16 protein-coding genes and 1 pseudogene are annotated in these 13,723 nt (G+C 66.7%); 9 read left to right on the top strand and 8 right to left on the bottom strand.

The window, feature by feature from the left end; genetic code table 11:
* The first annotated feature begins 5 nt into the window (after window positions 1–5).
* Together ACJMKX_RS08005 and ACJMKX_RS08000 are read left to right on the top strand one after the other, a co-directional pair.
* Window positions 6–542 carry an SRPBCC family protein gene (locus tag ACJMKX_RS08005; RefSeq protein WP_405223504.1) on the top strand — a complete coding sequence of 179 codons (537 nt, stop codon included), beginning with the start codon at window positions 6–8 and terminating at the stop codon, window positions 540–542.
* 92 nt (window positions 543–634) lie between these two features.
* A complete protein-coding gene (locus ACJMKX_RS08000; RefSeq protein WP_405223502.1) occupies window positions 635–895 on the top strand; it encodes a hypothetical protein in 261 nt (86 codons plus the stop codon).
* Between the two features lie 33 nt (window positions 896–928).
* Here the strand turns inward: ACJMKX_RS08000 and ACJMKX_RS07995 are convergent, their stop codons facing one another.
* Window positions 929–1,243, bottom strand: a complete 315-nt coding sequence (locus tag ACJMKX_RS07995; protein ID WP_405223500.1) for a hypothetical protein — start codon at window positions 1,241–1,243, stop codon at window positions 929–931.
* A 122-nt stretch (window positions 1,244–1,365) separates the two neighbouring features.
* Here ACJMKX_RS07995 and ACJMKX_RS07990 point away from each other — a divergent pair, with 122 nt between their 5' ends.
* The 3 genes and pseudogenes from ACJMKX_RS07990 (at window position 1,366) to ACJMKX_RS07980 (ending at window position 3,734) form a co-directional block, all read left to right on the top strand.
* Complete coding sequence (locus ACJMKX_RS07990; protein ID WP_405223498.1) at window positions 1,366–2,178, top strand: helix-turn-helix domain-containing protein; 813 nt, start codon at window positions 1,366–1,368, stop codon at window positions 2,176–2,178.
* Between the two features lie 13 nt (window positions 2,179–2,191).
* Window positions 2,192–2,521: pseudogene (locus ACJMKX_RS07985) on the top strand (choice-of-anchor B family protein); the annotation flags it as partial.
* 109 nt (window positions 2,522–2,630) lie between these two features.
* Entirely contained in the window at window positions 2,631–3,734 is a 1,104-nt protein-coding gene (locus tag ACJMKX_RS07980; protein WP_405223496.1) for an NAD(P)-dependent alcohol dehydrogenase, read from the top strand.
* Window positions 3,735–3,761: 27 nt separating this feature from the next.
* On the opposite strand, the gene ACJMKX_RS07975 is transcribed toward ACJMKX_RS07980, so the two are convergent.
* Window positions 3,762–5,066: a metal-dependent hydrolase family protein gene (locus ACJMKX_RS07975; protein ID WP_405223494.1), complete on the bottom strand. Its 1,305-nt coding sequence runs from the start codon at window positions 5,064–5,066 to the stop codon at window positions 3,762–3,764.
* A gap of 145 nt (window positions 5,067–5,211) precedes the next feature.
* On the opposite strand from ACJMKX_RS07975, the gene ACJMKX_RS07970 reads away from it, so the two are divergent.
* Window positions 5,212–5,634: a UrcA family protein gene (locus ACJMKX_RS07970; protein ID WP_405223492.1), complete on the top strand. Its 423-nt coding sequence runs from the start codon at window positions 5,212–5,214 to the stop codon at window positions 5,632–5,634.
* 28 nt (window positions 5,635–5,662) lie between these two features.
* Here the strand turns inward: ACJMKX_RS07970 and ACJMKX_RS07965 are convergent, their stop codons facing one another.
* Genes ACJMKX_RS07965 through prmC form a run of 3 tightly spaced genes read right to left on the bottom strand, consistent with a single transcriptional unit; the run spans window position 5,663 to window position 7,786 of the window.
* Entirely contained in the window at window positions 5,663–6,397 is a 735-nt protein-coding gene (locus ACJMKX_RS07965; protein WP_405223490.1) for a HesA/MoeB/ThiF family protein, read from the bottom strand.
* Window positions 6,398–6,407: 10 nt separating this feature from the next.
* The gene (locus tag ACJMKX_RS07960; protein WP_405223488.1) at window positions 6,408–6,893 is read right to left on the bottom strand and encodes a peptidylprolyl isomerase; all 486 of its coding nucleotides are present in this window, start codon (window positions 6,891–6,893) and stop codon (window positions 6,408–6,410) included.
* A 23-nt stretch (window positions 6,894–6,916) separates the two neighbouring features.
* Window positions 6,917–7,786, bottom strand: a complete 870-nt coding sequence (prmC, locus tag ACJMKX_RS07955) for a peptide chain release factor N(5)-glutamine methyltransferase (protein WP_405223486.1) — start codon at window positions 7,784–7,786, stop codon at window positions 6,917–6,919.
* 130 nt (window positions 7,787–7,916) lie between these two features.
* On the opposite strand from prmC, the gene ACJMKX_RS07950 reads away from it, so the two are divergent.
* Window positions 7,917–9,296, top strand: coding sequence for a pyridoxal-phosphate dependent enzyme (locus ACJMKX_RS07950; protein WP_405223484.1), 1,380 nt, complete (start codon window positions 7,917–7,919; stop codon window positions 9,294–9,296).
* The gene (locus ACJMKX_RS07945) at window positions 9,293–10,453 is read left to right on the top strand and encodes a cystathionine gamma-synthase (protein ID WP_405223482.1); all 1,161 of its coding nucleotides are present in this window, start codon (window positions 9,293–9,295) and stop codon (window positions 10,451–10,453) included. The genes ACJMKX_RS07950 and ACJMKX_RS07945 overlap by 4 nt, the downstream gene beginning before the upstream one ends.
* Before the next feature lie 127 nt (window positions 10,454–10,580).
* Here the strand turns inward: ACJMKX_RS07945 and ACJMKX_RS07940 are convergent, their stop codons facing one another.
* From ACJMKX_RS07940 to ACJMKX_RS07930, 3 genes are all read right to left on the bottom strand, one after another.
* On the bottom strand, window positions 10,581–11,579 hold the full coding sequence (locus ACJMKX_RS07940) for a cytochrome-c peroxidase (protein ID WP_405223479.1): 999 nt from the start codon (window positions 11,577–11,579) through the stop codon (window positions 10,581–10,583).
* 122 nt (window positions 11,580–11,701) lie between these two features.
* Window positions 11,702–12,082: a GFA family protein gene (locus ACJMKX_RS07935; RefSeq protein ID WP_405223476.1), complete on the bottom strand. Its 381-nt coding sequence runs from the start codon at window positions 12,080–12,082 to the stop codon at window positions 11,702–11,704.
* 29 nt (window positions 12,083–12,111) lie between these two features.
* Window positions 12,112–12,594, bottom strand: coding sequence for a GNAT family N-acetyltransferase (locus ACJMKX_RS07930; protein ID WP_405223473.1), 483 nt, complete (start codon window positions 12,592–12,594; stop codon window positions 12,112–12,114).
* 70 nt (window positions 12,595–12,664) lie between these two features.
* Between ACJMKX_RS07930 and rsgA the strand changes: the two genes are divergently transcribed.
* On the top strand, window positions 12,665–13,723 hold the full coding sequence (gene rsgA, locus ACJMKX_RS07925; RefSeq protein WP_405223471.1) for a ribosome small subunit-dependent GTPase A: 1,059 nt from the start codon (window positions 12,665–12,667) through the stop codon (window positions 13,721–13,723).

Below are 13,723 nucleotides of genomic sequence, written 5' to 3'. Positions count from 1 at the left end.
CCGGTATGAAGCCAGCGCATCCGACGACCGACTATAACCCAGCCATCCGGCACACGCGCCTCGGCCGCGGTGAGCATCGGCTGGAGACTCAGACCTGGTTCCGCCTGCCGGTCGCCGACGTGTTTCCCTTCTTCACCGATGTCGAGAACCTCGAGCGCATCACACCGCCCGAACTCGGCTTCCGCATCGTGACGCCGACGCCGGTGGAGATCGAGCAGGGCACACTGTTCGAGTATCGCCTGCGCCTGTGGGGCGTGCCGTTCGGCTGGCACAGCCGCATCTCCGTGTGGGATCCGCCGCATCGCTTCGCCGACGAGCAGCTGCGCGGGCCCTATCACACCTGGTTCCACGAGCATGTTTTCGAGGCGGCGCAGGGCGGCACGCGGATGACCGACCGGGTCACCTATCGACTGCCCGGGCACCCGCTGGCCGGGCCGTTGCTGCCGCTGGTGCGGCGCCAGCTCGAGCGGATATTCCGATTCCGGGCGGCGACCATCGCCGGTCTCGTCGTGCCGTCACCGGGGGATCGGCGCGAATTGTGAAACAGTGCAGAGCATCGACGACGCCGTCCGCGGTATACAGGGTCCCATGCGCCACGAAAGTCGACATCGCTCTCCCGGCCTCGGACATCGCCATGGCGATTAACGGCCCCGCTCAACGCCTCTCGTCCTGCGGCGACGAACCGTCGCACACCCCTCTGTCCGTCCTGCTGACCAATTTCCTCCGCACCTGCTTCGGGGTGGGGCTCGGCCTAGCCGCCATCCTGCTGCCGGCCATGGTCTGGCGCGACATGGAGGCGCTGTATGCGCAGTTCGGCGCGCCGGCTGTCCTGGTGGTCTTCGCGCCGCTCGCCATCCTCGTCCGCACCTACGGACGCGCAGACGGGGACGACTGACAACGACGTCCCGCCGCGTCTCCCGCCGGCTGTTCAGCCGGCCCCGGACCGCCCCTCTTTCGCGGTGACCAGGTAGAGCAGGGGACCGAACGATCCGAGCAAAAGTGTCACGGCCACCCACGGCCACGGACTGCGGCCCTCGCGTCGGGCCGCCGGTATCAGCCAGGCGAGAACCAGCACCAGCGCGACGACCAGATCCGCGGCAAGCTGCCAGCCTGCCGGGCCGTCCAGCGCATGGGCGAGGATGCCGGTATAGCCGACCCGGTACACGGCGTAAGCCGAAATCAGGCCGAACGGGATCAGCAGGACGGTGGCAAGTGTTCGGCCATGCCTTATTCGATCGTTCATTGCGCGCTCCTCGGTTGAGTTTCGCGCTATGCTCTTCGGGGGAGTGGATGACCGCAATTACCTCGCAGGTTATTGAACCGGCAGGGCACGGCGGGGATAGTCACGCTCCGGGGGGAGTGCTTATGCCGTCTGTTCAAGCCCGGAACTTTCCGTCGCTCTGCCGCCAGTGGCGCCGTTTCAGGAAGCTCTCGCAGCTGGATCTTGCGCTGGCCGCGGACGTCTCGCAACGCCACGTGAGCTGGCTCGAGACGGGCCGCAGTACGCCCAGCCGCGAGATGGTGCTGCGCCTCTCGGATGCCATGGAAATCCCGCTGCGCGAGCGCAACGTCCTGCTGCGCGCCGCCGGCTACGCGCCGGTATACGGAGAAAGCGGGCTCGACGAGCGGGTCATGCAGCCGGTGCTGCAGGCGCTGAAGCGCATCCTGGATCACCATGAGCCGCTGCCGGCCGTGGTCGTGGACCGCCTCTGGAACGTGCGGATGCAGAACCGGGCGGCGGAGAGGCTGCTGGGCGCGGGGGGCGATCCGGGGACGATGATCGAGGAGGTCGCCGTCGACGACGCGCTGAACCTCGCGCTCCTGACCGTGCATCCGCGGGGGCTCAGGCGCTTCATCGTAAACTGGGACGAGGTCATCCCGGCGTTCGTGCGCCGGCTGCGCAGCGAGGCGATGGCGACCGACGACCCGAAAGTGCAGAATTGGTTCTCGCGACTGCTCGAGCTGGCGGGGCCGGTCGCGGACGGGGGTCCGGTGCTGGAGAGTCTGCTGCCCGTCCTGCCCCTCGAGCTGAACATAGACGGCCTGGAGCTCAGCCTGTTCTCCGTCATGTCGACCTTCGGCACGCCTCAGGACGTCACGACCGACGAACTCCGCATCGAAGCGTTCTATCCCACGGATGCGAAGACCGCGGATTTCTTCACGAGGGTAGCCTCGTGACTCGCGCCGCGGCGTTCCCACGCGCACCCATGTGTTCGACGTCTCGGACCTCGATGCGCCCCGTTTTTTGTTTGCGTACGAGGCGCCGACCCGCTCCATCGACCACAACCTCTACGTGCGGAGCAACCGGGTCTACCAGGCCAATTACGCGTCTGGCCTGCGCATACTGGAATTCGGCGATCTCGCCGCCGGAGAGCTGCAGGAGATCGCGTACTTTGATACCTACCCGGACGACGACGCAGTCGAGTTCTCAGGCGCCTGGAGCGTCTACCCCTGGCTGCCGTCGGGCAATCTCGTGGTCAGCGACCAGCAGTACGGGCTGTTCGTGCTGACGCCGGACTAGGCTTTTCTTCAGGCGTGGTCGCCTCCCGCCGCCGGTGCCGTTACTCCTTTCGTCTCGAAGGGGCTAGAATGCAGCGGTCCCCCCTTTCGTGGTCGCCCGGGAGAGCCGCATGAAACTCCGCTACAAGATCCTGACGGGAACGGTCGCCGTTCTCGTCGTTACGGTGGCGGCCATCGCTTTCATGCTCAGCCACGAGGCGTCTTGCCCGACGCCGCCGCCGGGTTCCGAGGCCGGGGACGCAATGCGGGCATGGGTCTATCGATGTTACGGCACTACCGAGGTGCTCAGCCTGGAGCGGCGCGGTCGGCCGGTGCCGGCCGACGACGAGTTGCTGGTCAGGGTGGCCGCCGCAGCCATCAACCCCTACGACTGGCATTTCATGACAGGCTCGCCCTATTTCATGCGGCTCATGACCGGGCTGAGCCGGCCGGATGACATACGGCTCGGCGCGGATTTCTCGGGGACCGTGGTGGCGGTCGGGGCGGATGTGACGCGATTTTCGTCCGGCGACGAAGTTTTCGGCGGCGCAGCCGGGTCGTTCGCAGAATATCTCACCGTCCGCGAAAACGGCGCCGTAGCGGCAAAGCCGGCGAACGTCTCCTTCGAGCAGGCGGCTACCGTCGGCATCGCGGCCTTTACCGCTATCCAGGCTTTGCGGGATCACGGTGCGCTGGAGCCCGGCGAGGCGGTCCTGATCAATGGCGCGTCCGGTGGCGTCGGCACCTTCGCCGTGCAGATCGCCCACGCCATGGGCGCCGAGGTCACCGGCGTCTGCAGCGCAGGAAAGATGGACCTGGTGCGATCCATCGGCGCCGATCACGTCATCGATTACCGGCAGCAGGACTATACGGACGGCGAGCGTCGCTACGACGTCATAATCGACCTCGTCGGCAACCGTTCCGTACGGGCGAATACGCGGGTCCTCGAGCCCGATGGCCGGCTGGTGATCGTGGGCGGTCCCAAGGGCGACTGGTTCGCGCCGCTCAAACCGATGATCGATTCCGCGCTGATGTCGCCGTTCGTCGACCAGCAGGTGGGCACGATGCTTGCCTACATGACACGGGACGATGCGGTCCGCCTTGGCGAACTGATGCGAGACGGCGTGCTGACGCCCGTGGTCGACCGGACGTTCTCCCTGGACGAGCTCCCGGCTGCCATCGAGTACTGGAAGTCCGGCAAGGCGACGGGCAAGGTCGCGGTCACCATGCGGTAACGGCGCCACATCTCGCCGGACAGTCGCTTACGGCGTCTTGAATACCTTGCCGCCCTTCATCACGAAGTCGACGTCCAGCAGTTCGGCGATCTCGTCCAGCGGCGCGCCGTCAACCGCGATGATGTCGGCGTACTTTCCCGTCTCGAGCGTGCCGAGGTCGTCCGTCATGTCGAGCAGGTCCGCGGCGTTGACGGTGGCGGCCACGATCACGTCTTCCTCGCTCATGCCGGCCCCCACCATGAGCACGGCTTCCTGCGCGTTGTCGCCGTGCCTGGATACCCCGCTGTCGGTGCCGAAGGCCACCTTCACGCCAGCCCGGTAGGCCTTGCCGAAGTTTTTCTTCATCTCCCGGCCGACACGGATGGCCTTCTCGCGGATGGCAGGACGCATGAAATCCGACTCCTCGGCCATCTGCTTCACCGTGGCGCCGGCCAGCAGCGTGGGCACCAGGTAGGCGCCGGTCTCGCGGAACAGGGCGATGGCCTCGTCGTTGACGTAGGTGCCATGCTCGATGCTGTCCACACCGGCTTCGAGGGCGGCGATGATGCCCTCGGCCGCGTGGGCGTGAGAGGCCACCTTGCGGCCCATGCGGTTGGCGGCCTGCACCACCTCGCGGAGTTCGTCCATCTCCATCTGCTGGCCGGTGCCGGTGGCGCGGTCGGTCAGCACGCCGCCCGTCGAGGTGATCTTGACCAGGTCCGCGCCGTATTTGATGGCATCGCGGGTGGCGCGGCGGCAGTCGTAGGGGCCGTCGCAAATCGAGGCATCCGTGTAGAACTCCATCAGTTCCGGCTTCATGCCGCTCACGTCGGCGTGTCCGCCGGTGATGCCGACGCCGCCGGCGGCGATGATGCGCGGCCCCTCGATCCAGCCGTTCTCGATGCCGTCGCGTAGCGCGTACATCTCCTGCTCGGAGCTGCCGACGTCGCGCAGCGTCGTGAAACCGGCCTCGAGGGTGCGCATGGCGTACATGACGCTGCGCATCTGTAACTGCTGGGGCGAGAGACGCAGCGCCTCGCTGTCGTTCTCAGGGCCGAGCTCGCCTTGCAGGTGTACGTGCATGTCCATCAGGCCGGGCAGCACGAAATAGTCCTTCAGGTCTACCACCTCGACTTCTCCCTCGAAGTCGGCGGGGTCTGCGTAGCCGTTCCTCACCTCGCTGATACGCTCGTCGACGATCACGAGGGTCCGCTCGCGCTCCGGCGGCTGGCCGGGCACCGCCAGCAGCGTGCCGGCGTGGACGAGTTTGGTGGCGGCGACAGAGGCGGCAGGAACGCCGGCCGCGGCGGCTGCGACGAGAACGAATACTGGCAGCAGGCGACGACGAAGCATGAATTCCTCCGGTGTTCGGCTCATTGGAAGGGCGGCAGTATACCGTGCCGAACCGGTGCCTAGTCAGTATCCCCTATTGACCCTCATCGCGCTCCCGGACTTACAGTGGAGATGAGGGGCAGTAACCAACCCCAAGGAGGGAAAGATGAGGATTCACCGGTATCTGACACTGAGCGCGCTGCTGCCGGCAGCGGCAGTCCTGGCGACGGGCGCCGTCGTGACGCCGGCGTATGCCCAGGGCGATGAAGCCGACGTGATCGAGGAGATCGTGGTGGTGCGGGCGCCGATCGAGCGTCGCACCGTCGAGCCCGCCGGACCCGGCCAGCCCAAGACCGAAATCATCGAATTGAGCCGGCAGGTGAGCTTCGCCGATCTCGATCTCACCCGGCACAAGGACGTCGAGCAGCTGCGCGGCCGTATTCGGGAAACCGCGGAACGGGCCTGCGAGCGGCTGAACCAGATGTTCCCCGTCACGCGCGAGGGCGTGCAGGGCACCGCCCGCTGCGTGAAACGGGCCGTCGCGGACGCCGGGAAACAGCTCGAGGCCGCGATCGAAGCCGCCGACTAGGCGCCAACGAGTTCCGCTGCGGGGTCGGTCAGAGGCCGCCGCACACCGGGCAGTCGGGGCGCCTGCGCAGGCGGATGCGCCGCCATTCTTCGGTGATGGCGTCGTAGAGTGCCAGCTCGCCGGCGTGCACGGGCAGGCCGGCCACGAGTTTCATGACGGCGCCGGCCATGGCCAGGCCGATGAAGCCGGGCACCGGGGAGAACACGCCGTTGCCCTGGCAGTCCTCCAGGGACTCGTCTGCCTCTTCGTAGATGCAGCGGTAGCAGGGCTGGTTGTCGTAGTCCGTGAAGACGGCCAGCTGACCTTCGTAGCGGATGGCGGCTCCGCTCACCAGCGGCGTTCGCGCGGCCACGCAGGCCGCATTCACGGCGAAACGCGTGGCGAAATTGTCGCTGGCGTCCACGACCACGTCTGCGTCCCGGACGGCAGTCGCCAGTGCCTCGCCCTCCAGCCGCCGGTCGATCATCTCGTGGCGCACGGCGCCGTTGATGATGTGCAGTCGGGCGGCGGCAATCTCCACCTTCGGCTTGCCGATGTCGTCAGCGCTGTAGAGGAACTGGCGGGCGAGGTTGGTTTCGTCGACGGTGTCGAAGTCGTTCAGCACCAGCTGGCCGACGCCTGCGGAGGTGAGATAGGTCGCGACCGGGCAGCCGAGGCCGCCGATGCCGATCACCAGCACTCGGGTGGTGGCGAGCCGTCGCTGCCCCTCGGCACCGAACCCGGTGAGCGGCAGGTGCCGCGCGTAACGCAGCGGTGTGCTCAAGGCCTGGTCCTCAGCCTTCGAGGCGCGCCGAGACGATCTTCACCGGCTCCACGGGCACGTCGCTGTGCCCGCCCCGGTTGCCTGTCTCGACGGCCGCGATCTTGTCTACCACGTCCATGCCGTCGGCCACCTTCGCGAACACGGCATAGCCGAAGTCGCGCGAGCCGTGGTCCAGGAACGCGTTGTCCTTGAGGTTGATGAAGAACTGGGAGGTGGCGCTGTCTTTGTCCTGCGTTCGGGCCATCGACAGCGTGCCGCGCAGATTCTTCACGCCGTTGTCGGCCTCGTTCGTGATCGGGTCGCGGGTCGGCTTGCGGCTCATGTCCTCGGTGTGGCCGCCGCCCTGGATGACGAAGCCGGGGATGACGCGGTGGAAGATGGTGTCGTCGTAGAAGCCCTCTTCCACATAACGGCGGAAGTTCTCCGTAGTGACGGGTGCTTCCTCCGTCATCAGCTCTATCCGGATGTCGCCCAGACTCGTCTCGAAAATGACCACTCGCTCTCTCCTGTTGCTGGTTGTCAGGCGTCCGGGAGCTGCACTTCCGTGACGCGGTCGGCGCCCGCGAGGTCCCGCCGGCAGGCGACGACCTCCAGACCCTCGGCCCGGAGCATACCCGCAACGCCCGCGGCCTGCATGGCACCGTGCTCGATCAGGGCCCGTCCGCCGGATGCCAGGTGGGCGGGCAGGCCTGTCGCGATGCGCCGGATTTCGTCCAGCCCGTCCGCGCCGGCTGCGAGTGCGCGCCGGGGTTCGAAGGCGATGCCCGCGTCGGCAAGGGCCGGGTCGTGTTCCTCGACATAGGGAGGGTTCGCGACGATCAGGTCGTAGCGCTCGTCGCCGAGGCCTTCGAACCAGTCGCTCTCGACGAAACGGATGCGCCCGTGCACGAGCCGGGCTGCATTGCGCCGGGCGACGGTAAGCGCCTCCGCGCTGGCATCCGCCGCCGTCACCTCGGCCGTTGGCCGCTCGCTGGAGATGGCGATGGCTATTGCGCCGCTGCCGGTGCCGAGGTCAAGCACCCGGCAGCCTTCGTCGGGGGGGATAAGCTCCAGCGCTCGTTCCACCAGGATCTCGGTGTCCGGGCGCGGGATAAGCACGGCGGGCGTCACCGCGAGTTCCAGCGACCAGAACTCCCGCGTGCCGGTGATGTAGGCCAGCGGCTCGCCCTTGAGGCGACGGGCCAGCCACGCATCGGCCTGTGCCTTTGCCCCGGCGTCGGGCGCATCGTCCCGATGTGCAATCAGCCAGCTGCGGTCGCGGCCGAGGGCGCGTGCGAGCAGCAGCTCAGCGTCCAGCGCCGGGCTGTCCGAGACGTCCGTCAGTGCCGCCCGGGCGCGCCTGAGCCAGCCGCCGATGTCGTCCGCCCCATTGTTCATGCGCTCTTTCATGTGCCACCCCGGCCGCGGTGTCCGCCGCGCTCCCGCTCTGGCGGCGCATGCTACCGGCCGGGCGGCCGGCCGGCTAGCCGCCGCGTACTCATGGCGTAGAATGGCGCCCATTCCGGAAGGGGAAGCCCTGATGAAAATCTATTCGAACGTGCTGGAAATGGTGGGCCGCACGCCGATGCTCGAGGTGAGCCGTTTCGACACCGGCCCCTGCCGGCTGTTCCTGAAGCTCGAACTCGCCAACCCCGGCGGCTCCATCAAGGACCGCATCGGTATCTCCATGATCGAGGAGGCCGAGAAGCGCGGCGACCTGAACCCCGGCGACACCATCGTGGAGGCGACGGCGGGCAACACGGGCATCGCGCTCGCGCTGGTGGCCGCCCAGAAAGGCTATCACCTGGTGCTGGTGCTGCCGGACAAGATGAGCCAGGAGAAGATCTTCAACCTGCGCGCCATGGGCGCCGAGGTCATACTCACCCGCTCGGACGTCGGCAAGGGCCACCCGGAGTACTACCAGGACCTCGGCAAGCGTATCGCGGACGAGCGGGGTGCCTACTTCATCAACCAGTTCGGCAATCCGGACAACCCACTGGCCCACGAGCGGACGACGGCACCGGAGATCTGGGAGCAGATGGACGGCGACCTCGACGCGGTCGTGGTGGGTGTCGGCTCCAGCGGCACGATCTCGGGCATGTCGAAGTACTTCCGTGAGCACGAGACCGGCGTGAAGATGATCCTGGCCGATCCCGAGGGCTCCGTGCTGGCGGACTACGTGGAGACAGGCGAGCTGGGCGAGAAAGGCAGCTGGCTGGTCGAGGGCATCGGCGAGGACTTCATCCCGTCCATCTGCGATCTCTCCGACGTGGATGCGGCCTATACCATCCCGGATGCCGAGTCCTTCGCCATGGCCCGAGAGCTGCTGCTGCAGGAGGGCATCCTGGCAGGGTCGTCCTCCGGCACGCTGCTGGCGGCTGCGCTGCGTTACTGCCGCGCGCAGACCGGGCCGAAGCGTGTCGTCGCCTTCGCCTGCGACACCGGCAACAAGTATCTCTCCAAGCTCTACAACGACTTCTGGATGGAGGACAACGGCTTCATCAGCCGGGAACATTATGGCGACCTGCGGGACCTCGTCGGCCGCCTGCACGGCGAGCAGGCCACCATCACGGTGGGTCCATCCGACGTGGTCACCACCGCCCACAACCGGCTGCGCAACGCGGGCATCTCGCAGCTGCCGGTGATGGAGGAGGGCAGGCTGGTGGGTGTGCTCACGGAGGACGACATCATCCGTTTTGTCTTCGGCCATCCGGAGCTGATGCATGCGGCGGTGGCTGACGCCATGCAGACTGCCTTCATCCGGCTCGACAAGGACACCAGCGTCGACAATCTGGTGGCGATGCTGCAGGTGCAGCCCTACGCGGCCATCACCCACGGCGACGAGTTCCTGGGCCTGATCACCCGATCGGACGTACTCAATTACCTGCGCAAGCAGAGCGGACAGGTGGCGACGACATGAGCAGCGACAGGAAGCACGGCTTCGCGACGCGGACCATCCACGCCGGCCAGTCGCCGGATCCCTCCACCGGCGCCATCATGCCGCCGATCTATGCCACCTCCACTTACGTGCAATCGAGCCCCGGCCAACACCAGGGTTACGAGTACTCGCGCACCCAGAACCCGACCCGAGCGGCCTGGGAGCGCTGCATGGCGGACCTGGAAGGCGGCGCGGGCGCATTCGCGTTCGCCTCGGGCATGGCAGCCATTGCCACGGTGCTGGAACTGCTGGATGCCGGCTCACACGTAGTGGCGATGGACGACCTTTACGGCGGCACCTTCCGGCTGTTCGACGGCGTGCGCAAGCGCTCCGCGAATCTCGACTTCGATTTCGTCGACTTCACCGACTGCGACGCCATCCGCGCCGCCGTCCGGCCGGAGACACGCATGTTGTGGCTGGAGAGCCCCAGCAATCCGCTGCTGAAGCTGGTGGACATCGAGGCGGTGGCGGCAATTGCCCGGGAACACGACTGCCTGCTGGTGGCTGACAACACCTTCGCCACGCCCTGGGGACAGCAGCCGCTCGCACTCGGCTGCGACATCGTCGTGCACTCCGTCACCAAGTACCTCAGCGGCCACTCGGACATGGTGGGCGGCATCGCCGTGGCCGCGACCGACGAGCTGGCGGAGCGCCTCGCCTACCTGCAGAACTCGGTGGGCGCCATTGCGGGACCGTTCGACAGCTTTCTCGCGCTCCGCGGCGTGAAGACGCTGGCACTCAGGATGCAGCGTCACAACGACAACGCGAGCGCCATCGCCGAGTGGCTGGTCGGCCGCGGCGAAGTGGAAGAGGTGGTCTACCCGGGGCTCGCGAGCCATCCCCAGCACGAACTGGCCGTGCGGCAGATGCGCGGGGGCGGCGGCATCGTCACCTTCTTCATGAAGGGCGGCCTGGAGGAATCCCGCCGATTCCTCGAGCGCTGCGAGGTGTTCGCCCTGGCCGAGAGCCTGGGCGGCGTGGAAAGCCTGATCGAGCACCCGGCCATCATGACCCACGCCTCCATACCGAAGGACAAGCGCGAGGCGCTGGGCATCAGCGACACCCTCATCCGGCTGTCGGTGGGCGTCGAAGACGTGGACGACCTGATCGCGGACCTGAAACAGGCGCTGACGATGTAGGAGGGACTCGTAGGAGGGGCTTTAGCCCGATACATTAGAAGAATCGGGGCTAAAGCCCCTCCTACAGGCACCCTGTGGGAGCGCCTTCAGGCGCGATACGCTTTCGGGCCTGAAGGCCCTCCTACCCTCAATCTTCGAACGGCGTGGGCTTCGGCGTCTCATCCGTGGACGGCGGCAGGTTCGGCAGCTGGAATGAAGGCTGATCGCCGGTCAGCGTCCGCAGGAAAGCGACGATCCTGGCGTTCTCGTCCTTGGTGTACTTCCGACCCAGCTGCAGCCGGCCCATGATGTCGACGGCTTCGGTGAGCGTCTCCGCCTCGCCGTCGTGGAAGTACGGATACGTCAGTTCCACGTTGCGCAGGGTCGGCACCTTGAACAGGAATCGATCTGCATCCTTGCCGGTGACCGCGGCACGTCCAACGGCAGGATTTTCGGTCATATAAGGCTCCACGATACCCATCTTCTGGAACGAGGTGCCGCCCATGGCCTCGCCGTAATGGCAGCCGGCACAGCCGCTCTGCTTGAACAGCTGGTACCCGGACAACTCGTACTCGGTGATCGCGTCCTCCTCCCCCAGCAGCCAAAGGTCGAACGGCGAATTCGGCGTTACCAGCGTCTTCTCGAACTCTGCGATCGCCTGAGTCACCTGGTCGATTGTGATCTTCTCGCTACCGAATACCTGCTCGAACTCGATGACATACCCGGGGATCGAAGCCAGCACGTCGACAGTGAGCGTATGACTGAACGCCATCTCCTTGGGATTCTCGATCGGGCCGCCTGCCTGCTCCTTGAGGTCTGCCGCGCGCCCATCCCAGAACTGGGCGACGTTCAGACTGGAGTTCAACACCGTCGGCGAGTTGATCGGCCCTTCCTGCCATCCGTGGCCGATGGATGTCTTGAGATTGTCGGTACCGCCCATGCTGAGGTTATGGCAGGAGTTGCAGGAGATGAAACCGGACTTCGACAGTCGCGGATCGAAATACAGCTTTTTGCCGAGCTCGGCCTGGGCGAGATTGATCTCCTGCGGCGGGCGGATGGGTTCGACGGGTTCGTCGGCCGTCTGGGCCGTGGCGGCGCCAGCGAATCCCAGGAGGAGTGTCGCGATCGGTAAGCATTTCGTTTCCATGTGAAGCGACTCCTTGCCTTGACGGTGAATTGCACCGAAAAGTCTAGAAGGCCGCCGCCACCGACAAACTCCGGAGTACTACTTACCGGCATCCGGGCAGACGAAGCCCGTCAGCGTGGTAGTCATTGCGGATTCTGCGGCAGGCCGTCGCCGATCTCGTAGTAGTCGCCCTTATCGGCCACGAAGATGTGCAGGCCGAGTTTCACGCCGGTCGGGCCGTTGAAGGCACCCATGGCGATGCCGAATTCCTCTTTCCCGATCGCGTCCCAGAACAGGAACGACCCGCAGCTGGAGCAGAAGCCGCGCCGCGCCTTCTCCGAGGCCTGGTACCAGGTCAGGTGGTCCTCGCCGCGGAGGGTGACACGGCTGCTCGGGACCTCGGTTGCCGCCCAGTAGTGGCCCGACTGCTTGCGGCACTGGGAGCAGTGGCAGGCTTCCGGCGTGGCGAGCTCGCCGGCCACCTCGAAGGTGACGGCGCCGCAGAGGCAGGATCCGGTGTGCATGATGGACTCCTCCATTGGTGATGACGTGACTACGGCCGGGTCACGACCATGAGGTGATAGCCGCGGCGGATCTCGACCTTCTCGAAGCCGCAGCGCTCGTAGAGCGGGATGGCCGGGTTTTCGGGATGCACGGTCAGGGATACCTTTTCGTGGCCCGCTCGCCACGCGCGGCCGAGTGCTTCGCGCATGAGCGGCTCACCGAGGCCTCGGCCCTGATACGGCGGTTCGAGCGCGATGCCGAGCTGCGGCGTCGTGTCGTCGATGGAAGCCAGGCCGACGCCCTCGGGCAGCACGCGCATCCAGCAGGCGCCGGCGTCGCTGCCGTCCACCACCGCGACGACGCCGATATCGGTGGTCGGTTGCCCCCAGTCTTCGGCGTAGATGCGCACGCCGGGATCGTCGAGCACCTCGCTGGGCCGCAGGCCGGCCGGCGGCGGGTCCCACAAAGCGATGTGCAGCCAGTCCCAGAGGGCCGACTGGTCCGATGCGCGCAGGTCTCTGAATTCGATCATCGGGTCCCCGGCCTGTGTGTCGGGAGCATCGCACAAGCGCTAATATGCCGCCATTATCCCGGGACTTCCCATGAACAGCGAATTGCAGAACCTCGGCCTGACCCCCTTCTTCGTCGCCCACACGACGGTGGAGGAACTGGAGGATGGCCGCATCGCGCGGGTCTCTCAGGTGCAGCGGTCGGTGCTCCGAGTCGTGGACGGTGCCGGCGAGAAGACGCTGCCGCTGCCCGCCGACTACCCGTCGGCTCCACCGGAGGACCGGCCGACCGTCGGGGACTGGGTCGTGCTCTCCGGCGGCGGATCGAGGATCGACCGCGTGCTGGAGCGCAAGAGCCTCTTCCGGCGCGTCGCCGCTGGCGCAAAGGCCGAGCTGCAGCTGATCGCCGCGAACGTCGACATCCTGTTCGTCGTCAGTTCCTGCAACGAAGAGTTCAGGGAATCACGCCTGGAGCGCTATCTGGCGCTCGCCAGGGAGGCCGGCGTGCAGCCCGTCGTCGTGCTGACCAAGACGGACCTCGCGGAGGATGCGGATTCCTACGCGGTCCGGGCCCGGAGCGTGCAGGCGGGCATCCCCGTCGTCACGCTGAACGCGCTGGATGCAGCATCCTTCGGCGAACTCCGTGCCTGGATCGAGCCGGGGACGACGGTGGCGCTGGTGGGATCGTCCGGTGTCGGCAAGACGACGATACTGAACACGCTCATGGGCGGGGGTGTGGCGGCGACGGCAACCATCCGTGAAGACGACAAGAAGGGGCGTCATACGACAACCTCCCGGTCGCTGTATCGGCTGCCGGACGGAGGCGTCGTGATCGACGTGCCAGGCATGAGAGAGCTGAAGGTCGCCGACGTCGGTGGCGCGCTGGGCGCGGTGTTCGAGGAAATCGAGTCGCTGGCCCGGCAATGCCGGTTCGCCGACTGCAGCCACGGGTCGGAACCCGGCTGCGCAGTGCGTGACGCGATCGCGGCCGGGCAGCTGGACGAGCGCCGGCTGGAGAACTACCGGAAACTGCAGCGCGAGAGCGCACGCCACACGGCTACGCTCGCGGAGACTCGGCGCAGTGACCGGGAATTCGCCAAACAGGTCAGGCAGGTCACGGCGCTGAAGCGGAAACGGGGCGAGCCCGACTGA

Origin of the sequence: Lentisalinibacter sediminis, from assembly GCF_040706615.1 — a bacterium.
GTDB classification, from domain to species: domain Bacteria; phylum Pseudomonadota; class Gammaproteobacteria; order Steroidobacterales; family Woeseiaceae; genus Lentisalinibacter; species Lentisalinibacter sediminis.
Note: the sequence above shows the minus strand (reverse complement) of the source record. Positions and strands in the feature narration are given on the sequence as shown.